Annotated in this window: 27 protein-coding genes; 20 read left to right on the top strand and 7 right to left on the bottom strand. The window is 55.3% G+C overall.

The features are described 5' to 3' along the window. Nucleotides 1-74 precede the first annotated feature (74 nt). Nucleotides 75-1,268 (top strand): cytochrome-c peroxidase, encoded by a 1,194-nt coding sequence (locus PYL13_RS01115; protein ID WP_275643404.1) that lies wholly within the window; start codon nt 75-77, stop codon nt 1,266-1,268. A 58-nt stretch (nt 1,269-1,326) separates the two neighbouring features. On the opposite strand, the gene leuB is transcribed toward PYL13_RS01115, so the two are convergent. From leuB to PYL13_RS01100, 3 genes are all read right to left on the bottom strand, one after another. Continuing rightward, nucleotides 1,327-2,439: a 3-isopropylmalate dehydrogenase gene (leuB, locus tag PYL13_RS01110; RefSeq protein WP_192490547.1), complete on the bottom strand. Its 1,113-nt coding sequence runs from the start codon at nt 2,437-2,439 to the stop codon at nt 1,327-1,329. Between the two features lie 228 nt (nt 2,440-2,667). Next, nucleotides 2,668-3,273 (bottom strand): 3-isopropylmalate dehydratase small subunit, encoded by a 606-nt coding sequence (gene leuD / locus PYL13_RS01105; protein WP_192490546.1) that lies wholly within the window; start codon nt 3,271-3,273, stop codon nt 2,668-2,670. A 167-nt stretch (nt 3,274-3,440) separates the two neighbouring features. Then, the gene (locus tag PYL13_RS01100; RefSeq protein ID WP_275643403.1) at nt 3,441-3,677 is read right to left on the bottom strand and encodes a hypothetical protein; all 237 of its coding nucleotides are present in this window, start codon (nt 3,675-3,677) and stop codon (nt 3,441-3,443) included. A 111-nt stretch (nt 3,678-3,788) separates the two neighbouring features. Here PYL13_RS01100 and PYL13_RS01095 point away from each other — a divergent pair, with 111 nt between their 5' ends. Continuing rightward, a complete protein-coding gene (locus PYL13_RS01095) occupies nt 3,789-4,700 on the top strand; it encodes an HpcH/HpaI aldolase/citrate lyase family protein (protein ID WP_275643402.1) in 912 nt (303 codons plus the stop codon). Continuing rightward, complete coding sequence (locus tag PYL13_RS01090; RefSeq protein WP_259148994.1) at nt 4,697-4,903, top strand: DUF1737 domain-containing protein; 207 nt, start codon at nt 4,697-4,699, stop codon at nt 4,901-4,903. The genes PYL13_RS01095 and PYL13_RS01090 overlap by 4 nt, the downstream gene beginning before the upstream one ends. 65 nt (nt 4,904-4,968) lie before the next feature. On the opposite strand, the gene PYL13_RS01085 is transcribed toward PYL13_RS01090, so the two are convergent. Then, nucleotides 4,969-5,409 (bottom strand): metallopeptidase family protein, encoded by a 441-nt coding sequence (locus tag PYL13_RS01085; protein ID WP_192490542.1) that lies wholly within the window; start codon nt 5,407-5,409, stop codon nt 4,969-4,971. Between the two features lie 333 nt (nt 5,410-5,742). On the opposite strand from PYL13_RS01085, the gene rplU reads away from it, so the two are divergent. The 17 genes from rplU (at nt 5,743) to leuC (ending at nt 21,293) form a co-directional block, all read left to right on the top strand. Continuing rightward, nucleotides 5,743-6,057: a 50S ribosomal protein L21 gene (rplU, locus tag PYL13_RS01080; RefSeq protein WP_192490541.1), complete on the top strand. Its 315-nt coding sequence runs from the start codon at nt 5,743-5,745 to the stop codon at nt 6,055-6,057. A gap of 41 nt (nt 6,058-6,098) precedes the next feature. Continuing rightward, nucleotides 6,099-6,368, top strand: a complete 270-nt coding sequence (gene rpmA, locus PYL13_RS01075; protein ID WP_250984184.1) for a 50S ribosomal protein L27 — start codon at nt 6,099-6,101, stop codon at nt 6,366-6,368. A gap of 128 nt (nt 6,369-6,496) precedes the next feature. Then, nucleotides 6,497-7,132 carry a GNAT family N-acetyltransferase gene (locus PYL13_RS01070; RefSeq protein WP_275643401.1) on the top strand — a complete coding sequence of 212 codons (636 nt, stop codon included), beginning with the start codon at nt 6,497-6,499 and terminating at the stop codon, nt 7,130-7,132. Beyond that, nucleotides 7,129-7,722, top strand: a complete 594-nt coding sequence (locus PYL13_RS01065) for a GNAT family N-acetyltransferase (protein ID WP_275643400.1) — start codon at nt 7,129-7,131, stop codon at nt 7,720-7,722. The genes PYL13_RS01070 and PYL13_RS01065 overlap by 4 nt, the downstream gene beginning before the upstream one ends. A gap of 145 nt (nt 7,723-7,867) precedes the next feature. Continuing rightward, a complete protein-coding gene (obgE, locus tag PYL13_RS01060; RefSeq protein WP_192490537.1) occupies nt 7,868-8,938 on the top strand; it encodes a GTPase ObgE in 1,071 nt (356 codons plus the stop codon). Beyond that, nucleotides 8,935-10,104, top strand: a complete 1,170-nt coding sequence (gene proB / locus PYL13_RS01055) for a glutamate 5-kinase (protein WP_275643399.1) — start codon at nt 8,935-8,937, stop codon at nt 10,102-10,104. Before obgE ends, proB begins: the two co-directional genes overlap by 4 nt. After that, a complete protein-coding gene (locus PYL13_RS01050; protein ID WP_275643398.1) occupies nt 10,097-11,383 on the top strand; it encodes a glutamate-5-semialdehyde dehydrogenase in 1,287 nt (428 codons plus the stop codon). The genes proB and PYL13_RS01050 overlap by 8 nt, the downstream gene beginning before the upstream one ends. Next, on the top strand, nt 11,358-12,011 hold the full coding sequence (locus tag PYL13_RS01045) for a nicotinate-nucleotide adenylyltransferase (RefSeq protein ID WP_192490534.1): 654 nt from the start codon (nt 11,358-11,360) through the stop codon (nt 12,009-12,011). The genes PYL13_RS01050 and PYL13_RS01045 overlap by 26 nt, the downstream gene beginning before the upstream one ends. Before the next feature lie 101 nt (nt 12,012-12,112). Further along, nucleotides 12,113-12,541, top strand: a complete 429-nt coding sequence (gene rsfS, locus PYL13_RS01040; protein ID WP_246788134.1) for a ribosome silencing factor — start codon at nt 12,113-12,115, stop codon at nt 12,539-12,541. 162 nt (nt 12,542-12,703) lie between these two features. Beyond that, a complete protein-coding gene (rlmH, locus tag PYL13_RS01035) occupies nt 12,704-13,186 on the top strand; it encodes a 23S rRNA (pseudouridine(1915)-N(3))-methyltransferase RlmH (protein WP_275643397.1) in 483 nt (160 codons plus the stop codon). A gap of 101 nt (nt 13,187-13,287) precedes the next feature. Next, nucleotides 13,288-14,712, top strand: coding sequence for a murein hydrolase activator EnvC family protein (locus tag PYL13_RS01030; protein ID WP_250984189.1), 1,425 nt, complete (start codon nt 13,288-13,290; stop codon nt 14,710-14,712). After that, the gene (locus PYL13_RS01025; protein WP_250984190.1) at nt 14,702-16,030 is read left to right on the top strand and encodes a S41 family peptidase; all 1,329 of its coding nucleotides are present in this window, start codon (nt 14,702-14,704) and stop codon (nt 16,028-16,030) included. Before PYL13_RS01030 ends, PYL13_RS01025 begins: the two co-directional genes overlap by 11 nt. A gap of 65 nt (nt 16,031-16,095) precedes the next feature. Continuing rightward, nucleotides 16,096-17,292, top strand: coding sequence for a divergent polysaccharide deacetylase family protein (locus PYL13_RS01020; RefSeq protein WP_275643396.1), 1,197 nt, complete (start codon nt 16,096-16,098; stop codon nt 17,290-17,292). Between the two features lie 47 nt (nt 17,293-17,339). Further along, complete coding sequence (locus PYL13_RS01015) at nt 17,340-17,855, top strand: RNA pyrophosphohydrolase (protein WP_275643395.1); 516 nt, start codon at nt 17,340-17,342, stop codon at nt 17,853-17,855. A 104-nt stretch (nt 17,856-17,959) separates the two neighbouring features. After that, a complete protein-coding gene (locus PYL13_RS01010) occupies nt 17,960-18,757 on the top strand; it encodes a transporter substrate-binding domain-containing protein (protein WP_250984193.1) in 798 nt (265 codons plus the stop codon). A 49-nt stretch (nt 18,758-18,806) separates the two neighbouring features. After that, nucleotides 18,807-19,622, top strand: a complete 816-nt coding sequence (locus tag PYL13_RS01005; RefSeq protein ID WP_250984194.1) for an amino acid ABC transporter permease — start codon at nt 18,807-18,809, stop codon at nt 19,620-19,622. A 261-nt stretch (nt 19,623-19,883) separates the two neighbouring features. Beyond that, nucleotides 19,884-21,293 (top strand): 3-isopropylmalate dehydratase large subunit, encoded by a 1,410-nt coding sequence (gene leuC / locus PYL13_RS01000; RefSeq protein ID WP_192490525.1) that lies wholly within the window; start codon nt 19,884-19,886, stop codon nt 21,291-21,293. Nucleotides 21,294-21,381: 88 nt separating this feature from the next. Here leuC and PYL13_RS00995 read toward each other — a convergent pair whose 3' ends face one another. The 3 genes from PYL13_RS00995 to thiP form a co-directional block, all read right to left on the bottom strand. Then, entirely contained in the window at nt 21,382-22,806 is a 1,425-nt protein-coding gene (locus PYL13_RS00995; RefSeq protein ID WP_246788154.1) for a M48 family metalloprotease, read from the bottom strand. 374 nt (nt 22,807-23,180) lie between these two features. After that, entirely contained in the window at nt 23,181-23,900 is a 720-nt protein-coding gene (thiQ, locus tag PYL13_RS00990) for a thiamine ABC transporter ATP-binding protein (protein WP_275643394.1), read from the bottom strand. Continuing rightward, nucleotides 23,897-25,522 carry a thiamine/thiamine pyrophosphate ABC transporter permease ThiP gene (gene thiP / locus PYL13_RS00985; protein ID WP_275643393.1) on the bottom strand — a complete coding sequence of 542 codons (1,626 nt, stop codon included), beginning with the start codon at nt 25,520-25,522 and terminating at the stop codon, nt 23,897-23,899. Before thiP ends, thiQ begins: the two co-directional genes overlap by 4 nt. Nucleotides 25,523-25,549: the final 27 nt, after the last annotated feature.

The following is a 25,549-nucleotide window of genomic DNA, read 5'->3' as shown; positions in this document are numbered from 1 at the left end:
AGTTTCTGGCGTTTGAATGGGCTGAGGTGATATAGGTCAACAATAATGCGGCATTAGGCCGGTATTGAAAGACCATGTTTAAGATCACCTTCCGTCTTGTCATAACCAGCGTGGCTTTGTTCGCTTCCGCGAATGGTGCTCTTTGGTTTTCGCCTGCCCATAGTGGCGAGGATTACGCGACGATAGAGAAACTGGGCGAAGCGTTATTCAACGACCCCAATCTTTCCCATAATCGCAGCCAAGCCTGCTCCACCTGCCACATGCAGGGTTTCGGCTTGGTGGATGTGCGGGAGAACGACGGTGCTGGCCAAGACGTATCGCTTGGCGACAATGGCAGTTCGCTTGGTGATCGCAATGCGCCAACCGCGTCTTACGCAAAGCTCTCTCCCCCGTTCAGCAAAAATGAAGCGGGCGAATATGTCGGAGGCCAGTTCTGGGATGGTCGCGCCTCGAGCCTTGAAGATCAGGCCGCAGGTCCGCCCTTGAACCCAGTGGAAATGGGCATGCCCAATAAGGCCACAGTGGTTGGACGTCTCAAAGAAAATCCGGATTATGTTGCAGCCTTCGGCACGCAATTTGGATCCAAAGTATTTGATAATCCTGATGATGCCTATGACGCGATGACAAAGGCATTGGCTGCTTTTGAGCGCACCGACGAATTCGCGCCCTTCGATTCCAAATATGATCGGTATCTGCGCGGCGAAGAAAAACTGACGGATCAGGAAGAACTGGGCCGGGTGCTGTTTTTCTCCAAACAGTTCACCAACTGCAATCTCTGCCATGAGGTCAACGGACCGAACGGTATCGAAAAAGGGCTGTTCACCAACCATAAATATTTCAATATAGGCGTGCCGGAAAATGCGGCGGTGCGCAAAGCCAATGGCTCAAAAGTGGGTACAGTGGATACGGGTCTGGCGCAGAACCCGGCGGTGACCGATGCCGATGCGCAGCGCGGCAAGTTCAAGGTACCGACACTGCGCAACGTCGCCGTAACCGGCCCTTACATGCACAATGGCGTGTTCAAGGATTTACGCACCGTTGTGCTGTTTTACGTGAAGTACAATAGCAAGAAAAAAAGCCGTCAGATCAATCCGGAAACCGGTGACGTCTGGGCTGCACCGGAAGTCCCTGAAAATATCGCCATGACAGAGCTGACGGCAGGGCCGGCGCTTGATGACAAGCGCGTCGATGCTTTGGTGGCGTTCATGAAAACGCTGACCGACAAGCAGTATGAGCATCTTCTACCGAAAGATGCGGGCACTCAATAACAAACGGGCAGAGAAACATCGCTCCTCTGCCCGCCTTCTCTAAAGTTTTTGGGTTGGATCAGGCAGAGAGTGCCTTGAACTCGGCCAGAACCGCGTCACCCATTTCAGATGTGCCAACCTGACGGCAACCTTCATCCATGATGTCGGAGGTACGAATGCCCTTTTCCAGCACGTTGGCAATTGCTGTTTCCAGTCGGGTTGCCTCGTCGACCATGTTGAACGAATAACGTAGGCACATGGCGAAGGAGGCGATCATGGCGATCGGGTTGGCAATGCCTTGACCGGCGATATCCGGTGCCGAACCGTGAACCGGCTCATACATGGCTTTGCGTTTGCCTGTCTTTGCATCCGGTGCGCCAAGCGAAGCGGATGGCAGCATGCCCAGCGAACCAGTCAGCATGGCCGCGACGTCGGACAGCATGTCGCCGAACAGGTTGTCGGTAACGATAACGTCGAATTGTTTTGGTTTGCGCACCAGCTGCATGCCGCCGGCATCTGCCAGCATGTGCTCCAGCTGTACGTCCTTGTACTTTGCAGCGTGGGTTTCCGTCACAACCTGGTTCCACAACACGCCCGATTTCATGACGTTGCGCTTTTCCATCGAGCAAACGCGATTGCCACGGGTGCGGGCCAGTTCGAAGGCAACGCTGGCGATACGTTCAATCTCGAATGTGTCGTAGATCTGTGTGTCGATACCGCGCTTCTGGCCGTTACCCAAGTCGATAATCTGCTTTGGCTCGCCAAAGTAGACGCCACCGGTCAGTTCTCGAACGATGAGGATATCGAGACCTTCAACCAGTTCCTGCTTCAGCGAGGAAGCGGCAGCAAGTGCCGGGTAGCAGATGGCCGGACGCAGGTTGGCGAAAAGCTCGAGATCCTTGCGAAGGCGCAACAGCCCTGCTTCCGGACGCTGCTCGTACGGCACGCCATCCCACTTCGGACCACCAACGGCACCAAACAGAATGGCGTCTGCCGCCAGCGCCTTTTCCATGTCTGCATCGGAAATTGCTACACCATGGGCGTCATAGGCCGAACCGCCAACAAGACCTTCTTCGATCTTGAAGCCGGTGTTTAGGGCGCTGTTCATGTGGTCGATCAGCTTGCGGACTTCAGCCATGGCCTCAGGGCCGATGCCGTCGCCGGGCAGCAGAAACAGGGTGCGAACTGTCATGGGAACCTCTCCTTGGCGCATACCGGAAAACCGTAACCAGTTTTGCGATAACGGCATGCACAACGTGAAAACCTCAATCCCGCCTGACCGTGTTTCACGTGAGACGTGACGCGGTCTGCGGGGGTCCAGGTTTCATATCCTTGGGATGAGGGCATTTCAAGGAAAGCAAAAGCCGATTTGGTACGGATTTTCGTTCCAAATCGGCTCTAAATAGTCAGGTAAAGCTGTTTACGCCCAGGGACGGACGGATGCGTTGGTTTTTTCAAACGTATCGATAGCTGAAGAATGTTCCAGCGTCAGGCCAATGTCATCGAGACCGTTCAGCATGCAATGGCGCTTGAAGGCATCGATTTCGAAGCTGATCGTGCCGCCGTCAGGACCACTGATCTGCTGGTTTTCGAGATCGACGCTGAGAACGGCGTTGGAGCCGCGCGATGCGTCGTCCAGCAGTTTTTCTAGATTTTCCGGGCTGACGATGATCGGCAGAATGCCGTTCTTGAAACAGTTATTGTAGAAGATATCGGCAAAGCTGGTCGAGATGACACAACGGATGCCGAAGTCCAGAAGCGCCCATGGCGCATGCTCACGCGACGAACCGCAACCGAAATTGTCGCCAGCCACAAGGATCTGTGCATTCTGGTAGGCGGGCTTGTTCAGCACGAAATCCGGATTTGGGGAACCGTCTTCAAGGTAACGGGATTCCGCAAAAAGACCCTTGCCCAGACCGGTACGCTTGATGGTCTTGAGGTAATCTTTCGGAATAATCATGTCCGTATCGATGTTAACGACCGGCATGGGGGCGGCAACACCCGTCAGCTTGGTGAACTTGTCCATCTATCGCTCCAGCTTGGCTGTATTCGCAAAGCAAAATCGGGCTTTGCGCATGATGATGTCGCCAATAAAGCAATTTCCGCAAGATTTGAAGGGAAAACAGCTCAACGGGCATACGCCACTTCAAAGCAGCGGAAACGCCGCTGCTTTTCCAGTGCGCTTTCATATCATCAAAGGTCGATGATTGTGCCCTTGCCGTCGTTCCAGACGCGGATGTCACGCTGGCTCTGATTGCGGGTCTTGACCGGAATAGGTGCCGGTTTCAGTCGGGCAGTTACTGCGCGAGTAAGGCTGATGAGCGCGAGCACGCCAACAAATGCCACAGTAAAAGAAGCCGTGAAAACGGCGGCCAGCGCCAAAATTGCGATGCTGGAAGCCGCTATGATTAAAGTGCGGATGCCTTGCATAATTCAAAACCTTTCGTTCATCAGCAATGTGGGCGTTGTTTGCCTTGCTTGCAAGAGGATTCGACGCGAAGTGTGCTTGCAGATGCCACAAAACCTTGACACAAGTGCGGCATGATCAAATTTGAGCCTGAAAATATTGCTCGTCCGCGCCGTTCGGTACTTTGTGTGCCCGCCATCAATGAACGTGCGCTACAAAAACTACCTGATCTCGACTGTGATGCGGTGATTTTCGATCTCGAAGATTCTGTGGCTGTTGATGCCAAGCAGCAGGGACGCGAAGCTTTGGAGCGTTTTTTTGACAAGACCCCACTTGTCGGGCGCGAAACGATCATCCGCATCAATGCCTTTGACAGTACGTTCGGCCGTGCAGATCTTGAAACGGTTTTGCGTTGCGTGCCCGATGCGATCTTGTTGCCCAAGGTCGACCAGCCGTCTGACGTTCATGACATCTCTGATATTCTGACCGAAAGAGATGGCGCGGAGAACATGCGCATCTGGGCCATGATTGAAACACCGCGCGGTGTTTTGAATGCGGCTGCCGTCGCCGAGGCAGCACACACACCAGACTCGCGTCTTTCGGCCTTTGTTGTCGGCCTCAACGATCTGCGCAAGGAAACCGGTGTGCCCAATCTGCCCGGCCGTACCTATCTGGTTTCCTGGCTGATGCAGATCGTGCTGGCTGCAAGAGCCTACGGCCTTGATGTCATCGATAGCGTGTCAAATGATTTCCGTGATCTCGACGGTTATGCAGCTGAGTGCGAGCAGGGCCGTGCCATGGGGTTTGATGGCAAGATGCTGATTCATCCGGCGCAGATCGCTGCTGCAAACCGGCATTTTGCGCCGTCAGAAGACGCTTTGGAGGAAGCACGCAGTATTGTTGCTGCTTTTGCTGCGCCCGAGGCGGCTGGTCTGAACATTATCAACGCGAATGGTCGCATGATCGAGCGCCTGCATGTAACGGGTGCTGAAAAACTGTTGCAAATGGCCAGTGCCATAGACGCAAGAAAGGCAGACAGACTATGAAACTCTACCGTTTTATCACCGGTCCCGATGATGCAAAGTTTTGCCATCGCGTCACCGATGCCCTCAACAAGGGTTGGGAGCTTGCGGGATCACCGACCTATGCTTTCAACGCGGCAACTGGCGTCATGCATTGCGGCCAGCCGGTCACCAAGACCGTTGAGGGTAAGGACTATCACCCGGACATGAAGCTCGGCGAGCAATAATCGCGGCTATCTTTTTCAGCATTTCCGGAAGATGGTGCCCGCATTCACATGCGGGTATCTGTGTTTTAGCGTTCGGAAGCAGCAGCTTCAGCACTTTCTTCGATGCGCTCCATGTCGTCATCGGACAGACCGAAATGGTGGCCGATTTCGTGGATGAGAACATGGGTGATGATGTCGCCCAGTGTCTCTTCGTTTTCGGCCCAATAATCCAGGATAGGACGGCGATAGAGCGTGATACGGTTCGGCATTTCACCCGTTTCCATGGTGAAACGTTCGGTAATGCCCCTGCCCTCAAACAATCCCAAGAGGTCGAACGGGGTTTCGAGCGCCATATCCTCGAAAACTTCATCGGTCGGGAAATCGGAAATTTCGATAATGAGATTGTTGGTCAGTCCGCGGAATTCTTCCGGCAGGTGGCCGTACGCCTCGATGGCCAATGACTCAAAACTGGAAATTGTTGGTGCATGGCGGTCCCGCCAATCGTCGGTCTGGTCAATGCGGGCCATTTTTACTCCTTGCTATGGCCATCATATAAACAGTTGAAGCAGAAATTTCGAGAGCCGTTTGCAAGAACATGAAAAATCATCGCAAATGGCATGGCTGACAAGGGATTTTGCGTGGTTTGTGCCTTGACAGATCAAGGGCGCTCAAGTATCCCGGCACGCGAATTGAAGGGGCGTAGTGCGTCTTCTGTTTTGTTCTGCCTTTTCGGGCAGGTTTCACCGGTGAAGATTTTGACGCCATTTGGCTCAGGGTTTTCACTACTCCGACTGATAAAAAGACGGCCGGACACTTGGTTTCAAGTGATCAGAGCCGGAACGAACATGAAAGGATAAAAAATGTTCGCAGTCATCAAGACCGGCGGTAAGCAGTACCGCGTGGCCGCCAACGACGTACTTACCATCGAAAAGCTGGAAGTCGAAGCTGGTGACACTGTAGAATTCACCGAAGTTCTCGTTATCGGCGAAGGCGCCGACGCAAAGTTCGGTGCACCCTTCGTAAAGGGCGCGACCGTCAAGGCTGAAGTTGTTGAACACAACCGCGGCAAGAAAGTTCTGTCCTTCAAGAAGCGTCGTCGTCAGAACTCGAAGCGTATTCGCGGTCATCGTCAGCATCACACTGTTGTTCGTATCACGGACATCGTTGCTGCCTAATCGGCGCGTCACGGGAAACTAGGTTTTAAAGGAGCACTCCAATGGCACACAAAAAAGCTGGCGGTTCATCGCGTAACGGTCGCGATTCGAATTCCAAGCGCCTTGGCGTAAAGAAGTTCGGCGGCGAAGCCGTCATTCCAGGCAACATTATCCTGCGCCAGCGCGGCACGCAGTGGCATCCGGGCACCAACGTTGGCCTCGGCAAGGACCACACGATTTTTGCGCTGACCGCCGGTAACGTATCCTTCCGCACGAAGGCTAACGGCCGCGTATACGTGTCTGTGGCACCGAAAGCGGAAGCCGCAGAATAAGCCGGTAAGCGTTATATGCAGCCGGTGTCTCATCGACCCGGCTGACGCTTTAGGTTCAGTCAGAAAACAGGGGAGATGGGGCACCACCCATCTCCCCTTTTTCTTTATCCCTATAGGAGGACTGAACCATGCAGGATGAATTGATCAGGGCTGACCAAGAGCGGTCGCCCCAGGAACGGCTGAGGCCGCAGCGGTCGAGGACCGATTGCCCTGTCTTATTATCGCAACGGCTCGTTTTGCGCGCGCCACACGAAGAAGACATTGACGCCCTTGCCCATCTCGCCAACAACGCCAATATTGCGACCATGGTGTCGCGTATGCCGCTCCCATATACGGCCAAAGATGCCGCTGATTTTGTGCGACGTACGAAAGCTGGCGAGATTGGCAAGTGCGTCTATGCGATTACCCGCATGGACAATGGCGAGTTTATGGGATGCTGCGGTCTGGAGCCCGACCCTGACGACCCCGGTGCCGTCGAACTTGGCTACTGGCTAGGCGAACCCTATTGGAATAATGGTTACACGACCGAAGCTGCACATGCCCTGATCGACATGGCGTTCCGCACCCGTGACATCGACTTTATCGATGCCCGTTGCCGGGTTACCAATGTCGCATCGCGCCGTGTTATCCAGAAGTGCGGTTTCCAGTTCCAGAGCTCCGGCATGGTCGGTTCGCTGGCTTTGGGCGGCATGGTGCCTGTCGAATGGTTCCGGCTGGATCGCAAGACCTGGGTTTCTCTCAGAAGCTGGGGGGATATGCGATGACCAACGCTGAATTGTTGCGCAGCAGGCAGGTTGATACTCTGCCACCTCCCGGTCCCTGCCCGACCATTGAAACACGTCGTCTCGTACTGCGGCCGCAACGGCTTGCCGATGCCGGCAGTATTGCAGAATCCTTGAGTGATTTTGCAGTAACACGCATGCTGGCCAGAGTTCCTGCCCCTTATTATCGGCAGGATGCTTTGGAATGGCTGATCCTGCGAACATCCGGCACATTGCCGGATTGGGATTTCGCCATTACCTGCGATGACGATACCCTGATTGGCGTCGTTTCCGTCGAGTTCCGTCACGGCGAATGGCATCTCGGTTACTGGCTCAACCGCTTTTATTGGGGCAAGGGCTACATGACCGAGGCGGTTAGTGGTGTTGTTGAACGGTTCTTCCGCCGCATGCCGAATGCGACCATGCATTCTGGTGTCTTTGCGGATAATCCCGGTTCGCTGCGGGTTCAGGAGAAGCTGGGTTTCCGGATTACCGGCTGCCATGAGACCTATGCGGTCTCGCGCGCGGCAATGGTTGCGCATCTGGATACCGTGTTGACGGCCGAGGATTTCGTGCCTTCACGACCGCGATAACCATACACGAGGCCGGTTTCTTGCGAAGCCGGCCTTGTTTTACATGGCGCTGCCCGTCACGATAATCTTTGACGTGCGGGCAAAGCGCCTATATTCCAAGCGACAAAAGCAATGTTGCGTAAACGGCTGACAGAACGGCACTACAATGAAATTTCTCGATGAAGCAAAAGTCTATATCAAGTCCGGTGATGGCGGCGCAGGCGCTGTATCCTTCCGGCGCGAAAAGTTCATCGAGTTCGGCGGACCGGATGGCGGTGACGGCGGACGTGGTGGCGATGTCTGGGTGGAAGTGGTCAACGGCCTTAACACGCTGATCGATTTCCGCTTTCAGCAGCACTTCAAAGCGTCGATCGGCCAGCATGGCATGGGCAAGACCCGTACCGGCGCCAAGGGTTCTGACGTGACGCTGAAAGTGCCAGTTGGGACGCAGATTTTTGAAGAAGACAATGAAACGCTGATTGCCGACCTGACCAAGGAAGGCCAGCGGTTCCGTCTGGCCGCCGGTGGTAACGGTGGTTTCGGCAACGCCTATTTCAAATCCTCGACCAACCAGGCACCGACCTGGGCAAATCCTGGTTTGGCGGGTGAAGAAAAAACCGTTTGGCTGCGTCTCAAGCTGATTGCCGATGCCGGTCTGGTTGGTTTGCCGAATGCAGGAAAGTCCACTTTCCTCGCCACGGTTACCCGCGCGCGCCCGAAGATTGCCAACTACCCATTTACCACGCTGCATCCCAACCTTGGCGTTGCGACCATCGATGGCCGCGAATTCGTGCTGGCTGACATTCCGGGCCTGATCGAAGGTGCGCATGAGGGCGTTGGTATCGGCGACCGTTTTCTCGGTCACGTCGAGCGGACGCGCGTATTGCTGCATCTGGTTTCGGCGCAGGAAGAAAAGGTTGGCCAAGCTTACAAGACGGTCAAGGCCGAGCTTGAGGCCTATGGCGGTGGTCTGACCGACAAGGCGGAAATTGTCGCCCTTTCACAGATCGACGTTCTCGACGAAAAAGAACTGAAGAAAAAAGCCAAAGAGTTGGAAAAGGCGTGTGGACGTCCGCCACTTCTGATTTCGGCAGCGACCCATGCCGGCATGACGGAAGTGTTGCGTGCGCTGCGTGACATTATTGTTTCTGCAGCAGGTGGTGAAACTGCGCTGCCAGACCGTTCCATGCCGATCGAGGACAGAAGCGGTGAGGATGACGGAGACGACCGGTTATGAGCGCAAAGCGCAAACCTGTTTCCAGCCACCACCGCATCGTTATCAAGATCGGTTCGGCTCTGCTTGTTGACCGTAAGAGCGGTCTAAAAAAAGACTGGCTGGACGCGATTTGCGAAGACATCGCCGCTTTGAAGGCGAAGGGCGCTGATGTTCAGGTGGTCTCTTCGGGTGCGATTGCGCTCGGGCGTACCGTCCTAGGTCTGCCACCCGGCGCATTGAAGCTGGAAGAAAGCCAGGCAGCAGCAGCTGTTGGCCAGATTGCTCTGGCCCGCGCCTGGTCTGAGAGCCTTTCACGGCATGACATTATTGCCGGGCAAATCCTGTTGACGCTGTCCGATACGGAGGAGCGCCGGCGTTATCTCAACGCCCGCGCGACCATCAACCAGCTTCTGAAGATCGGCTCCATTCCGATCATCAATGAAAACGATACGGTTGCGACAACCGAAATCCGTTATGGCGACAATGATCGTCTTGCAGCCCGTGTTGCGACGATGACCGGAGCCGACCTTCTGGTGCTGTTATCGGATATTGACGGGCTTTACACAGCGCCCCCGCATCTTGATCCCGACGCCAAGTTTCTCGACAGTATTGCAACGATCACGCCTGAAATTGAGGCGATGGCTGGTGGTGCTGCGTCGGAACTGTCGCGTGGCGGCATGCGCACCAAGATTGATGCTGGCAAGATTGCGACGGCTGCCGGTTGCGGCATGATTATCGCGTCTGGCAAGACCCTCAATCCCCTTCGTGCCATTGACGAGGGTGCACGATCCTCGTGGTTTGCGCCGTCAGGCACACCTGTCACCGCACGCAAAACCTGGATTGCCGGACAATTGCAGCCTGCCGGTGAAGTGCATGTCGATGCCGGTGCACAGACTGCGCTTTATGCCGGAAAAAGCCTTTTGCCAGCCGGCGTGCGGCGGGTGAGCGGCAATTTCGGGCGCGGCGATGCCGTGGCCATCATCGGCGTGGACGGGCGTGAAATCGCGCGTGGTCTTGCCGGTTACGATGCCGAAGAGGCCCGCCAGATTACTGGGCACAAGTCCTCGGAAATTGAAGCTATTCTGGGTTATGTCGGACGTTCCGCCATGATCCATCGCGACGATCTCGTTATGACCGGCGCAAGTGTGACCGTATCAGCCGTAAAGAAGGATGAAATCCATGCCTGAGCAGGCCGTGAGCCGTAGCCTTGATATTGACGGACTGATGAATAAGATCGGTCTTCAGGCGAAAGCTGCTGCGCGACCTCTTTCAGTGGCGTCGACGGATCAAAAGAACCGTGCGTTGCTGGCTATGGCGTCTGCGATCGAGGCATCGAAAGACAAGATTCTTCAGGCCAATGCGATAGACCTGGCGGCTGGTAAAAAGGTGGGCCTTGCTGCCTCCTTTATTGACCGCCTGACCCTTGATGAAACCCGTATTGCTTCGGTCGCAGAAGGCATTCGCGCCATTGCGGCACTTGCTGACCCGGTCGGTCAGGTCATTGCCGCATGGGATCGCCCTAATGGCTTACAGATCGAACGCGTGCGGACGCCACTTGGTGTTATCGGCGTGATTTACGAAAGCCGACCCAATGTGACGGCCGACTCTGGCGCGCTTTGCCTCAAGGCGGGCAACGCGGTCATCTTGCGCGGTGGTTCGGACTCCTTACATTCGTCGCAAGCAATTCATGCCTGCCTCGTTGAAGGTTTGAAAATTGCCGGCCTGCCGGAACATGCCATTCAACTGGTCCCCGTTGCCGATCGTGCAGCGGTCGGTGCCTTGCTTGGCGGCCTGAATGGCACCGTGGACGTCATTGTCCCGCGCGGCGGCAAAAGCCTTGTCTCGCGGGTGCAGACGGAAGCCCGCGTGCCGGTTTTTGCGCATCTCGAAGGCATTTGCCACATCTACGTGGACAAATCCGCTGACCTCGCAATGGCCGAAAAGATTGTTCTCAACGCCAAGATGCGCCGCACCGGCATCTGTGGTGCCGCTGAAACCCTGCTTATCGATGAGGCTGTTGCTTCCACGCATCTGCAGCCGCTGGTGAAGGTTCTTCTGGATGCGGGTTGTGAAGTTCGCGGCTCTGAAGTCGTTGAGAAGGCCATTTCCGGTGTGAAAGCTGCGACCGAGGAAGACTGGCGCACTGAATATCTCGACGCGATCATTTCGGTCCGTCTGGTGGACGGAATTTCCGGCGCGATCGAGCATATCAGCACCTATTCCTCCAACCATACGGAAGCGGTCATTGCCGAAGATGGCGCGGTTGTTGAACGCTTCTTCAACGAGATCGACTCAGCCATTCTGCTGCACAATGCCTCAACGCAATTTGCTGATGGCGGAGAATTCGGCATGGGTGCGGAAATCGGTATCGCGACCGGCAAGATGCATGCGCGTGGTCCCGTTGGGGTGGAGCAGTTGACGTCATTCAAATATCGCGTGCATGGCACCGGCCAGATACGGACCTGACGTTTTGATGGCAGACCCTGTCAACCGGCGTTACCTGACCATGCCGCATGTGGAGCGCGGCATGGTGGTGGGACTGTTTGGTGGGTCGTTCAATCCACCACATGGTGGGCATGCGCTGGTCGCAGAAATCGCGTTGCGCCGTTTGGGGCTGGATCAACTGTGGTGGATGGTGACGCCGGGGAATCCACTTAAAAACCACAAGGAACTTGCCCCGCTTTCCGCGCGCATCCAGGCGTGTGAACATCTGGTTCATGATCCACGTATCAAGATCACGGCCTTTGAGAAGTCATTTGGGGTCAGTTATACCGCCAATACGCTCAAGAAGATCAAGGCTAGAAACCCGGGAGTCCGGTTCATCTGGATCATGGGGGCAGACAATTTAAAGAGCTTCCACCGCTGGCAGAAATGGCGGGAAATCGCCGAGACATTTCCAATTGCAGTTATTGATAGACCGGGAGCGACCCTGTCCTATTTATCATCCACGATGGCGCAGGCTTACAGTCATGCGCGTGTCGATGAAGATGACGCCGGCGTATTGTGGACCAAAAACGCCCCAGCCTGGACCTTTGTCCATGGTCCCCGCTCGACCTTAAGTTCGACGGCTCTGCGCAATTCAGTGAAGAGATAAAAGGTGATTTAAGCGATCCCTTGAAAACCGGTGGCTTTGATGCCACCTTCATGTAACGGATCGAAAAAAGAATCGGTTCGTTTTGTGCTTGTTTTGTCATTATGAAAGGACAACCTCTGACAACAGTACACGCTAAGGGAAGAGCATCCGTTGCTATCCCGAAGGGTCATGACAGTGGCGCCGATGCCGCCAGACGTGCCCTCGAAACCGTCATCGCCAGCCTCGATGACTCCAAGGCAGAAGATATCGTTACCTTGAATATTGCCGGGAAATCGGCGCTCGCTGACTACATGGTTGTAGTTTCCGGGCGATCGAGCAGGCATGTCTCGGCTATCTGTGAGCACCTTATTTCAGACCTCAAGGATGATGGTTTCCGTAACTCCCGCGTAGAAGGGCTGGAAACCGGTGATTGGGTTCTGATCGACACGGGTGACATTATCGTGCATGTGTTCCGTCCGGAAATTCGTGTGTTTTACAACATCGAAAAGATGTGGGCGACGCCGGATATCGAGGAAGAAACACTGCACTGAACGAAAGCTCCCTCTGAACTGGATTTCAGACCAGGAGCATTCTTGAGTGTCGTCAAGCGCGGCCGGACGATGGGCGTCTGGCCGGAAAAAATTCCGCGGTCATGTCATTGTTCAGCGTTCTGACCCTTGCTACCGTTGATCATCAACCAATGTGGAGCAGGAATGCGGATTGCGATTTTTGCAGTCGGGCGGCTCAAATCCGGTCCTGAGAAGGATCTTGCGTCGCGTTATCTAGACCGTTTTGCCAAAAGTGGTCCGGCCATCGGTCTCGAGTTTTCACGGGTGATCGAGGTGGCTGAAAGCCGTGCATCGAATGCCGAGACCAGAAAACGCGAAGAAGCTGCACTGCTTGAGAAACAATTGACCGACGGGGCAGCGCTTATCTTGCTGGATGAGCGCGGCAAAGCACTTGATAGCCCGGCCTTTGCAGATGCCATTGGCAATCTGCGTGATGGTGGCAAACGTGATCTTGTCATTGCCATCGGCGGTGCAGATGGTCTCGACCCTGCCCTTTATGAAAAAGCCTCCGCTGTTTTATGTCTCGGGAAACTGACCTGGCCACACCAGCTTGTTCGAATCCTGATTGCCGAGCAGCTTTATCGTGCCGTTACCATTCTTTCGGGGCATCCATACCACAGGGTATAAGGAAACACGCCATTGTGTTGCCTGAATAAAAGGATGTTGTTGGCTGGCGATTGCGAAGCAGAGTATGTTAATCGCTTGATTTTGATTTTCCAGAAAGCGGCATGAACCGGAAAAGCGCCCACACCAGATGCGTGACCTCTGCGGGAGCAGCCTTGGCTGTCTCTCTTTTTGTGCTTGCGCAGGGTGTGTACGCGCAAGAGCCGGTGGCTGCGCCCTTTCCGACACAGGCTGCACCGACCGAACAGAATGGGCAGACCGCGCAGCCAGACGCCCTGAATGACCTTGAAGCGCGGCGTGATCGTAATCGCGAGGACTTGCAAGAGCTGGTCGATAGTATCGGTCTTTCCGAAGACAAGGCTCGACAGCTGGAAGAAAGCATTGCGTCTCTCAATCAGGACAGCAGTCGTATCCGCCAAGAATTGATCGATTCTGCGTCGCGTAGAAAAGATCTTGAACGCAAGATTGAAGAGGGTGAAGACCGGCTGGCCAAACTTGGTGTGCAAGAAGACGGCGTGAAGGCGTCGCTTCGTGAGCGTCGGGGTGTCTTGGCTGAAGTGTTGGCTGCTCTGCAACGTATGGGGCGTAATCCGCCGCCTGCCCTGCTTGTTTCGCCTGAAGACGCTCTCGCATCCGTGCGTAGCGCCATTTTACTTGGAGCTGTGGTTCCCGGTGTGCGGCATGAAACGGACAAGCTGGTCGCGGACCTCAAGGCATTGACGGATGTGCGCAAGGCCATCGCCAGTGAGAAGATTGACCTGACCGCCATGATGACGGCAAAGCTCGAGGAAGAAAAGCGCCTCGACCTGTTGCTCGCTGAAAATGACAGGCAGGGAACGCGCACGGCTGCGGACCTTGAAGCGGAACGCAAACGCTCTGAAGAACTTGCCTCTAAGGCAACGAGTCTTGAAAGCCTCGTTGCCTCATTGGAAAACGAGATATTCTCCGTCCGTGAAGCGCAGGAAAAGATGCGCGCCGAAGAGGAACGGGTTCGTCGTTTGTCGGAAGATGAGCGCGAGCGTGAAAGGGCAAATGCCGATGCTGGCATGCCCGATAAAAACCGCATTGCGCCCGCATATCCGTTTGCAAGTCTGAAGGCCAAACTGGATATGCCGGTAACGGGCGATGTGCTGAGAAAGTTTGGCGATGCCGATGGAACTGGCCATACCTCTCGCGGTGTTGTGATCGCAACCGGTCCCGGCGCACTGGTAACAGCCCCCGCAGACGGGTATGTTGTTTTTGCTGGAGAATTCCGCAGCTATGGCCGAATGATTATTCTCAATGCAGGTGACGGGTACCATCTGGTACTGACCGGAATGGATGCGATAAGAACCCGCCAGGGTATGTTCGTGTTTTCAGGTGAACCCATTGCTTCCATGGGAGCAAAAAGAGTGGCCAGTGCAGCAGCATTGGCGCTGGAAACTGATAGGCCAACGCTTTACATAGAATTCAGAAAAGACGGTGTGCCGGTTGATTCCCAACCTTGGTGGACCGCAAAAAATACCGGAAGGGCGCACAATGATTCGTAAGGTTTCGCTTCTGCTCATCGGTGGACTCATGGGTGCCACGGCGATGAGTGTCATTTATTCTGCGAGCATCCCGGCGCAGGCCGCTGGGCCGTCTACCTATAAGGAATTGTCGATTTTCGGCGACGTATTCGAGCGCGTACGTGCACAATATGTAACGCCACCGGATGACAAGAAGCTGGTTGAGAACGCCATCAATGGCATGCTCAGCTCTCTTGATCCGCATTCAAGCTTCCTCAATGCGCAGGATGCTACCGATATGCGTAGCCAGACCAAGGGTGAGTTTGGTGGCCTCGGTATCGAAGTGACTATGGAAAATGAACTGGTCAAGGTTATCACACCAATCGATGATACGCCTGCCTCCAAAGCTGGCATTTTGGCCGGCGACTTCATTTCGGAAATCGATGGTCAGCCGGTTCGAGGTCTCAAGCTCGAGCAGGCCGTTGAAAAGATGCGCGGTGAGGTCAAGACACCTATCAAGCTGACGATCATTCGTCAGGGTGCTGACAAGCCGCTTGATATCACCGTTATGCGCGACATCATTGCCGTACGTGCCGTCAAGTCGCGTGTTGAAGGTGACAATGTTGGTTATTTGCGTGTGATCTCATTCACTGAGAAGACCTATGACGATCTCGAAGCCGCGATCAAAAAAATCAAGGCCGAGGTACCTGCTGACAAGTTGAAGGGTTATGTTCTCGACCTTCGCCTCAACCCGGGCGGCCTGCTTGATCAGGCGATCAACGTATCGGATGCCTTCCTTGAAAGAGGTGAAGTGGTTTCGACCCGCGGCCGTAACCCGGAAGAAACCCGTCGCTTCAACGCAACCGCGGGCGATCTGACGGACGGCAAGCCGGTTATCGTTCTGGTGAACGGTGGTTCGGCGTCTGCTTCGGAAATCGTTGCCGGTGCTCTGCAGGATCTGCGTCGTGCCACCGTTGTCGGCACTCGCTCGTTCGGCAAGGGCTCTGTCCAGACGATCATCCCGCTGGGTGAAACCGGTGCGCTTCGTTTGACCACGGCGCTCTATTACACGCCATCTGGCAAGTCCATTCAGGGCACAGGTATCGAACCTGATATCAAGGTCGACCAGCCGCTGCCGCCAGAGCTTCAGGGCCGCATTCGCTCCGAAGGTGAATCCAGCCTGCCGGGTCACATCCAGGGCCAGAGCGAAACGGACGAAGGTTCGGGTTCTGCTGCTTATGTGCCGCCGGAAGCCAAGGACGACATTCAGCTGAACTACGCGCTTGATCTGCTGCGCGGCGACAAGACCGACCCGTCTTTCCCGCCAAACCCTGAAAAAGCTGTCGTAACCAAGCAGTAATAAGGGGCGCCGGTTTTCCGGCGCTTTCCCTACCCCTGCATACAACACTCGGGATAGGCCGCGTTTTGGTATCTGAACTGCGCAAACCCTTGGGGCAAGATCGTAAGGAAAGCGCCGGCAAAAGCCGGCGTTTTTCTGTTGCTGCTCTTGCCGGTACCGTTGCGCTATGCGCGGTTCTGGGATTGTCTGTTTACACAGTGATTGCTCCTGACAATCTGGCAAAACCAGGCCTCGATCCACAATCATCGCCTGACGTTGCGCAGGCGGAAAAAACTCCGTCGCCTCAAACCAAAACGGAAAAAGAAACGGCTGGACTTCCCGTCAGCAGTGGCCGGTCCGGCGCAAATGTGCGCCAGGAAACCACCGAGGACGGCAATGTCGTATCGGTGTTTTCGCCCCGCCCCCGGGATGATGACGGTCCGGTTTTGATGACCGGTCAGACGTATGGTCAGAACCCGCGCGTGGCCACCATGCCGAACGAGGATCTGCTGGAGGATTCGGCTTTTGGCAAATTGCCGAAAACCGGAGCTGATGGTTTGCGTTCGCTGGAACAATATGCCCGTCCATGGTCTGGCGCGCGTGGTACACGTATTGCCATTGTGATTGGCGGACTTGGCCTTAGCCAGACCGGCACCCAGAACGCTATCAGAACATTGCCACCGGAAATCACGCTTGCCTTTGCAGCCAGCGGCAACAGCCTGCAGCGCTGGATGCAGGAGGCGCGGCGTCAGGGGCATGAAATTCTGCTGCAGGTTCCTTTTGAACCGTTCGGTTATCCTGGTAACAATCCCGGTCCTGATACCTTGCTGGTTGGCGACAGCCAGAAGATCAATATGGAGCGCCTACACCGTTCCATGGCCAAGATCACTAACTATACCGGTGTGATGAATTACCTTGGCGGCCGCTACATGGCCGATGCCAAGATGCTGGAACCTGTTCTGCGTGACGTCAGCGAGCGCGGGCTGCTGTTCCTTGATGATGGTTCTTCGGCGCAATCCCAGACTGGCGCGGTTGCCAAAGCCTTGGCAATGCCGCACGCGTTTGGCGATATACAGATCGACGAACAAGTGAACCGTTCTTCCATCATGACACGGCTTGATGATCTTGAACGTCTGGCGCGTCGCAACGGCTCGGCGATTGGTGTTGCCTCGGCCTTTGATGAGAGCATTACCGCAGTGTCCGACTGGGTCTCGGAAGCGACATCGCGTGGCATTGAGATCGTTGCGGTTTCGGCGCTTGTTTCTGACAGGCCGGGACAGTAAAGATCGCTGCTGCGGCTATCGGATGCCGTTTTCCGTGAGGACTGTTCATGACAATCAAGCCTGAAGATTTGCCTTACCGTCCCTGCGCCGGGATTATGGTGTTGAATGCGCAAGGGCTGGTTTGGGCCGGACGACGTATCCCTGAAAAGAACTCGGAATATGATGGCTCCGAGCAGCTGTGGCAAATGCCTCAGGGCGGCATCGATGATGGCGAAAAGCCGTTGAACGCCGCTATTCGCGAGCTTTATGAAGAAACCGGCATGCGTAGCATCACCCTGCTTGCCGAAGCGCGCGACTGGATACATTACGACCTGCCGCCTCATCTTCTTGGCATTGGTCTCAAAGGAAAATTCCGTGGGCAGGCGCAGCGCTGGTTTGCTTTCCGTTTTGACGGCGACGAAAGCGAGATCGAGATCAATCCGCCACCAACCGGCAATCATCCGGAATTCGATGCCTGGAGCTGGAAGCCGATGGAAAGCCTGCCGGACCTTATCGTGCCGTTCAAACGCGGTGTGTACGAGCAGGTTATCGCCGAATTCCGGCACCTCTCTCCGCAGGCCTGATTTAACCGGATCGTTTTAAAAGCCGCATGTTTCAAGCCAATTTGTTTCTTGTCTTTGCGGCTTGAAATGTGACATTTTCACCGCTCCCGCCACAGGAGAAAGACATGTTTTTCAGACGTACGCTGCTTGCCGGCATCATGGCCGCAATTGTTGCCCCTTTCACGGGTTTTGCTGCCGATCTTCCCGACCTTAAAGGGCGTACGGTGGTCGTGGTCACGGAAAATGCTTACCCGCCGCTGCAGTTTGTCGATCCTAAGTCTGGCAAGGCTATCGGCTGGGAATATGATGCGGTTGCCGAGCTTGCCAAGCGTTTGAACTTCAAGGTCGAATATCAGAACATCTCTTGGGACGCGATGATCCAGGCGGTTTCGGATGGCCAATATGACATCGGCATGACCGGCATCAGCATCAAGGATGACCGCAAGGAAAAGGTCGACTTCTCCGACCCCTACATGCGCTCGGAAATGTTCATGCTGGTGCGGGCTGATGAAAACCGCTTTACCGATGCCAAGAGCTTTGCTGGCTTCGACAAAGGCCTTGTTGGCGCGCAGGCTGGAACAACCCCATTTTACACCGCCGTTTATGATGTTCTCGACGGCAACGAGCAGAACCCGCGTATCAAGCTGCTGGAAACCTTCGGTGCCAGCGTACAGGCGCTCAAGACCGGCGACGTTGATCTGGTCCTGACCGATGGAGTTGCCGGCAATGGTTACGTAGCCGCGTCCAACGGCACCTTGAAGCTGATTGGTGCGCCTTTGGGTGGCGATGATTTTGGCTTCATCTTCAAAAAGGGCTCGGACCTCGTCGCACCGATCAATGCAGGTATCGCGGCCCTCAAGGCAGACGGCACCATTACCGCGCTCGATAAGAAGTGGTTCCTCGACTACAAGCTTGGCGAATGAGTGAAATCATCGCCTGCATGCTGATTTCCGTTTATCGGAAATTGTCACGATGAGTTTTATCAAACACAGCACCACGGAGAAGGACTTTCCGTGGTGGCTCGTTGCATTGGTCGTGATCGGTGCCGGACTGGCTGTGACAATCATTGCCACAGACCTTTACGCGCAGGTTTTTTCCACCGTTGTCAAAGGCATCGGTATCACCATCTTCGTGACGCTCGCAGCTTTTTTTCTTGCTGTCGTGTTTGGCCTCGGCATTGCGCTACTCGGTCTGTCGGACAATGTGGTGCTGCGGCAGATTGCGCGCTTTTACATTGAAGTTATCCGCGGCATCCCCATCCTCGTCTTGCTGTTCTATATTGCTTTTGTCGGGGCGCCGGGTCTTGTCAGTCTCTACAACTGGGTGACTACGCCGCTTGTATCGGCAGGCTGGTTGGAGCCGGTTCTGGTGCGTGACTTCTCGCTGGTCTGGCGGGCGATTATCGCGCTTACGATTGGTTACGCATCGTTTCTCGCGGAAATTTTTCGCGCTGGCATTCAGTCCGTTGACGAAGGACAGATTGAGGCCGCAAAGGCTCTTGGGCTTAATCGTTACCAACGGTTTCGGCTGATCATTCTGCCGCAGGCGGTCAGGACGGTTTTTCCGCCACTTTCCAACGACTTTGTATCGATGGTGAAGGACAGTTCGTTGGTGTCGGTGCTTGGCGTTGCCGACATAACCCAGATGGCCAAGGTCTACGCAGCTGGCTCGTTTCGTTTCTTCGAAACCTACTCGATCGTCGCCTATATATACCTGATCCTCACGGTTGGTTTGTCGCTTGTTCTCAGGCGTATTGAAAAGGCCATGCGGCGGGCTCCGGCTGGATAAGGCGAGCCCCCGTGTTCCTGCGTGTCATTGATATTGAAGCGCAGGCAGCAATCTGCTAATGAAATGGCCATGGGATCGAAATTCGGATGTCTCGCGCAAAATATTTTCGTGCTGCAGGATCATAAGCGTCTGCCGGCACGTTTCTTCGCGCGCTTGTCCGGGGCGCTCAATAGCCGACTTACGCTCGCCTGATAGCCCTTCAAGGCTGTCAGCCTTTTTGCGAAGCCCATTTCCCTTTTTCAATATCCGATGGATAAAGCCATGAGCGCACCCCGCACCCTTTATGATAAAATCTGGGATGATCACGTCGTTAATAGTGATCCGAACGGAACCTGTCTTCTCTACATCGACCGTCACCTTGTTCACGAGGTGACGTCGCCGCAGGCCTTTGAAGGTCTGCGTATGGCGGGTCGTCCCGTTCATTCGCCAACCCGCACACTGGCCGTGGTCGACCACAATGTTCCAACCACTGCTGACCGTCTTGAAGGCATCAAGAACGAAGAAAGCCGTATTCAGGTTGAAGCGCTGGCACAAAATGCCAAGGAATTCGGTGTTGAATATTATTCCGAGCGCGACAAACGTCAGGGTATCGTTCACATCGTCGGTCCTGAACAGGGCTTTACCCTGCCCGGCATGACGATTGTGTGCGGTGACAGCCACACATCGACGCATGGCGCGTTTGGCGCCTTGGCGCACGGTATTGGCACTTCGGAAGTGGAACACGTTCTGGCGACCCAGACGCTGATCCAGAAGAAGGCCAAGAACATGCTGGTGCGTGTCGATGGCAAGGTGCCGGAAGGCGTAACAGCCAAGGATATCATCCTCGCCATCATCGGTGAAATCGGCACAGCCGGTGGTACCGGTCACGTGATTGAATTTGCAGGCGAAGCCATTCAGTCGCTGTCAATGGAAGGCCGTATGACGGTCTGCAACATGACAATCGAAGGCGGCGCACGTGCGGGCCTGATTGCTCCGGACGAAACGACCTTCGAGTATATCAAAGGCAAGCCACGTGCACCGCAGGGTGAAACGCTGGAACAGGCAATTTCCTACTGGAAGACTCTGAAGTCTGACGAAGGCGCACATTACGACAAGATCGTTGTTCTCGATGGCGCCAATCTACCGCCGATCGTTTCCTGGGGTTCGTCACCGGAAGACGTTGTTTCGGTTCAGGGCACCGTTCCAAACCCGGATGATATCGCTGACGAAAACAAGCGTAACTCCAAGTGGCGTGCGCTGGAATATATGGGCCTGCAGCCGGGCACCAAAATGACTGACGTTGCCATTGACCGGGTCTTTATCGGTTCGTGCACCAACGGACGTATCGAAGATCTAAGGGCTGCTGCCGTGATGGTTGATGGTCGCAAAGTTGCACCAACTGTCTCGGCTATGATTGTTCCGGGCTCCGGTCTGGTAAAGGAACAGGCGGAAGCCGAAGGTCTCGACAAGATCTTCCTCGACGCCGGTTTTGAATGGCGCGAACCTGGCTGTTCGATGTGTCTGGCGATGAATGACGATCGCCTGCAGCCGGGTGAGCGTTGTGCGTCGACCTCGAACCGTAACTTCGAGGGACGTCAGGGCTACAAGAGCCGTACGCACCTTGTGTCGCCTGCCATGGCCGCTGCCGCTGCAATTGCTGGCCACTTCGTTGACGTGCGCGAGTGGAAATAAGTTTTAAGACTGCTGAATAAGACAAAGCCCTCAGGAAACGAAATTTCCTGAGGGCTTTTTTGTTCGGATAGAAGGCGTAATTCGCCGATTATTCCGCGATGATCTTCACGCGCTGTCCGGGCTGCAACACTGCGCCAGCGCCCATCGCATTGATCATCTTGAACAAATCCAGTTTGCGGTCCGTGCCCATCATGCGCGCCGCCATGGTGGCTATGGTTTCGCCTGGCTTTGCCGTTACCACGCGCACGCGCAATGGCTTCAGGGAGGCGATTTCTGCGCTGGTCATCTGCCGGAAGCTGGTACGCAAGACGTTGGCGACCGTATCAAGCTGTGGATTGCCCTTCGGCACAGCGGTCAGGAAGCGGAAAATCTGCTGACCCTGCCTGATGACAGTGACGTCGAAATCCCATTTTTCAGCCGTGGCGCGGGCAGTTGCCGCCTCAAGACCATTGACCTGCGTTTTGCGCACGGTATTCGGCAAAAGCCCTGCGACCCAGCCGCTGGTCAGGTAATTGGCAAGATCGGTCTGCTTGGCATCTGCCACACCATCAAAACGGATGGCCATTTCGCCGGGGCCGGTTGCAAGAACCGCTTCAACCTTGTTGTCGATTTGGAAACCTTCCGGCACATCGAAACGAATGCCGAGGCTGCCATGCAGGAATGTCTGGCCGCGTACATAGCCTTCTTGCGGACTGTCGCCATAAAGCAGGCCGTCAATGCCGTTCAGATACCATTCGCGGCCACGATCTCCGACGCTGCCTTCCTGCCCAAATGCGCGGGCATGGCGACGTGCCAATTCAACGCGCTGTGGCGCATTGGGGTGGCTGGAAAGGAAGTCGAGGCTCTGGTCGCTATCCGGCTCAACGGATGTGTAGCGGGCATAAGCGGCCATGGAATCGAGGAAGCGCGCTGCGGCATAGGGGTCATACCCCGCCTCACCCAGCATGCGTACACCAATGACGTCGGCCTGCAACTCCTGCTGGCGAGAAAATGCTGCCAATCGCAGCTTACCGCGCGCCAATGCCTGTTTTCCAGCCAGATCACTGGACAGCACTTCCGCCACAACACGGCTGGCAATCACCTCAGCCTCTTCGCGGCGCTGGCGTTCAATGCCGTGGTTGGCAGTGACGTGGGCCATTTCATGCGACAGAACGGCGGCAACTTCCGACGCGTCGTTGGCGAGCGCCAACAGTCCGCGTGTCACATAAAGATAGCCACCGGGCAGCGCGAACGCGTTGATCGCCGGAGAATTGAGAATGGTGATGCGGTAGGATTGCTGCGGATTTTCCGAAACGGCCGTCAACGCGCCGGTAATGCGGGCAACCAGCCTTTCGGTTTTTTCATCGCGGTATTCACCGCCATAACTTGCAACAATACGCGGGTGTTCGCGTGCTCCCATTTGGGCACGCGGGTCATTTTTCTGAACTTCTTCAACAGTCTGCGGGTTGTCCGACGGGCGAACACTTGCCTGGTAGGATTGGCTGAACAGCGACTGGCATGCACTGAGCGTCATCGCAGCAATTGTCAGGCCGGCAACAGAGCGCACAAGTTTGCCATAACGCTGCGCGCGCGGATCAGATGTCCTTGCCGGCCTTGCTATTATGGAAATCGTCATCTTGTCAGTCAGTTCCTATGCCCCTGATGTTACGCACTGCTAGTTTATTGTGCGAATACTGTCCATCAATGGACACAAATTGTCACGCCTTGTGGTGTGCTATTATCGATGACGAATCTTTTCAATATTCTTGACCATCTTGCATGGCTCATCAGGCAACCAAAGTAAATTAGCAAATAGACGATCAAATAAACTCAATCCCCTGTTGAAGCCGTACTAAGCCGATTGCCACTTGCCCACGTCGAAATTGTGGCGAACGGCGTGTGCCGCAGCTATCCCTTCAGGAACGTACGAATTTGGGGGATGTTCCCGTTCTCGGAAAAAATCTCCGGTGTGCCCTGGAACAGGATTTTCCCCTTATCCATGAACACGACATGTTTGGCCAGCTGTTGTACTTCCTCGGGTTTGTGGGTGACCAGCAATACAGTGTTGCCGGTTTCCTGATGCAAACTGGACAGCAATTCAGCCATCCCGGCGCGCAAACCGGGATCAAGAGCGGCAAAGGGCTCATCCAGCAACAGAACCGAGCGGTGGCGCACCAGAGCCCGTGCCATGGCAACGCGTTGCCGCTCTCCACCCGACAGATTTGGCGGCAGACGCTTTTCAAAGCCCGCAAGACCGACACGCTGCAGGGCATTTGAAACGGACTGCCGCTCTTGCGCGGAAAGTTTCAGCGAAGGATTGATGCCGAGCGCTATATTGGTGAACACATCAAGGTGCGAAAACAGGTTGTTGTCCTGAAAGATCACCGAGACCGGTCGCTCGGCCGGGGCTAGGTGTGTGACGACCTGCCCGTCAATCATGATGGTGCCGGCATCTGGTGTTTCAAAACCAGCGACCAGATTCAACAGGGTTGATTTCCCTGAGCCGGATGGGCCGGTAATTGCCGTGATCGTGCCCTGCGGCAAGTGGCAATCAAGGGAAAACTCCTGCGATCCAAGTTTCAGCGCTACATCATTAAAACGAATGCCGGAAGGAGCGGTTTCAGTCATTGGTTTTGCTCCTTGCTGGTTTGTGCGGTGCCTGCGCCACCCATGGCCAATATCAGGCAGATCACACCCAGGATCAGCGCATAACCATCGGCGTCATTGGTACGATAGCTGCCCATATTGCTGTAAACCAGCCAAGGCAGCGTGATAAAGTTCTGCGAGCCGAACAGGGCGATTGCGCCGAGATCGCCAAGCGACAGCGCCATTGCAAAGCTGAAGGCCGTTGCCAGAGGTCTACGCAGGATTGGCCAATGGAGGTAACGCAATCTGGCAAAACCATGCATGCCGAGACTGGCTGACAGTCTTGCTGTTCGTGCCTGGTGGGTCTGGAACGCCGGTTCAAGTACCCGCATAACGAAGGGCAGCGCCATCAGCATGTTGATGGAGGCAACCAGCGCCGGTGCAAACAGTGCGATATCGCCGAGCGGCCGTAACAGCAGGAACCAGCCACTCCCCAGCACCACTGGCGGCACCAGCAGCACCACGGATGCGCCACCGGACATCGCGGATGCCATGAGGCGTAGTGGCAGGTTTGCCTTGCGGTTGCCGCGGATCGTCGAGCGCGCGTTGATGAGGGCAACGGAAATGCCAATGGCAATACTGGCCGAAACCAGCGCAATGGACAGGCTGGTTCCGGCTGCCTGCCAGAACACATCGGCCGCCAACAGGCGCGATAAATTGGCGGTGGAGCCGGATATGGCGATACTGAGCAAGGGTGCCATCATAAAAACCACAGCGGCGATGATTAGAATACCGTCGCGCAGCCGTGCCTGAAGCCGTTTTCCATCATAGCGCTGGATGGCCCGGCCGTGGCTCAAACCCTCGTCGTCAGGTCTGGGCAGCCAGCCTAATAAGGCGAGCAACAACCCGGTCATGACGATTTGCAGAGTAGAAAGTGCAATGGCGCGTGGAGGATCGAAATCAAAGCGCAGCGATTGATAGATCGCTACTTCGAGCGTTGTCGCCGCAGGCCCGCCGCCCAACATCAGCACAAGGGTGAAACTGGTGGCGCAGAGCATAAAAATCAGCCCGGCGACACCGGGAACCAGTTTTATCAGCGCAGGCCATTCAATGAACCGGAAAATGGACCAGGAGGGCATGCCAAGGCTTGCCGCCATACGCCAATATTCACCGGGAATACGCTCCAGCCCGGCCAGCAGCAAACGGCTGGCAAGCGGCAGGTTAAAGAAGACATGTGCCAGCAGAATTCCTGACAGGCCATAAATGCTGAAAGGTTGTTCAACACCGAGTGATGTCAGTGTGGTGTTCAGGAAGCCCTGTCTTCCCCATATGGCAATAAGGCCAAGCGCACCCACGATAACCGGTAGCCCCATAGGAACGGCCATAAGGCGGATAATCCAGATACGACCGGGAAACTCAGTTTGCCTTGCCAAAGCCAGTGCGACAGGCAGCGCGAAAAGGATCGATAGTCCGGTCGATAACGTTGCCTGATAGAGGGTGAAGCGCAGGATACGCCAGGTGTAGGTACCGAACAGTTCATCGCTTGCAGCACCTGCATCAAAAGACAGAAGGGCAAATGTGCCAAAGCCAATGAATGCGAGAACAGCGGCAAAAGCCGCCATTCCCGTGCCTATCGATTGCCGTTGTTCGGCCTTTGAAATCATGGCGCTGGCCTGAATTTCCGATCTGGA

Source organism: Agrobacterium sp. Azo12 (assembly GCF_029193765.2).
Classification (GTDB): domain Bacteria; phylum Pseudomonadota; class Alphaproteobacteria; order Rhizobiales; family Rhizobiaceae; genus Agrobacterium.
The sequence above is the reverse complement of the archived record's forward strand: the minus strand, read 5'-3'. Positions and strand labels throughout refer to the sequence as shown.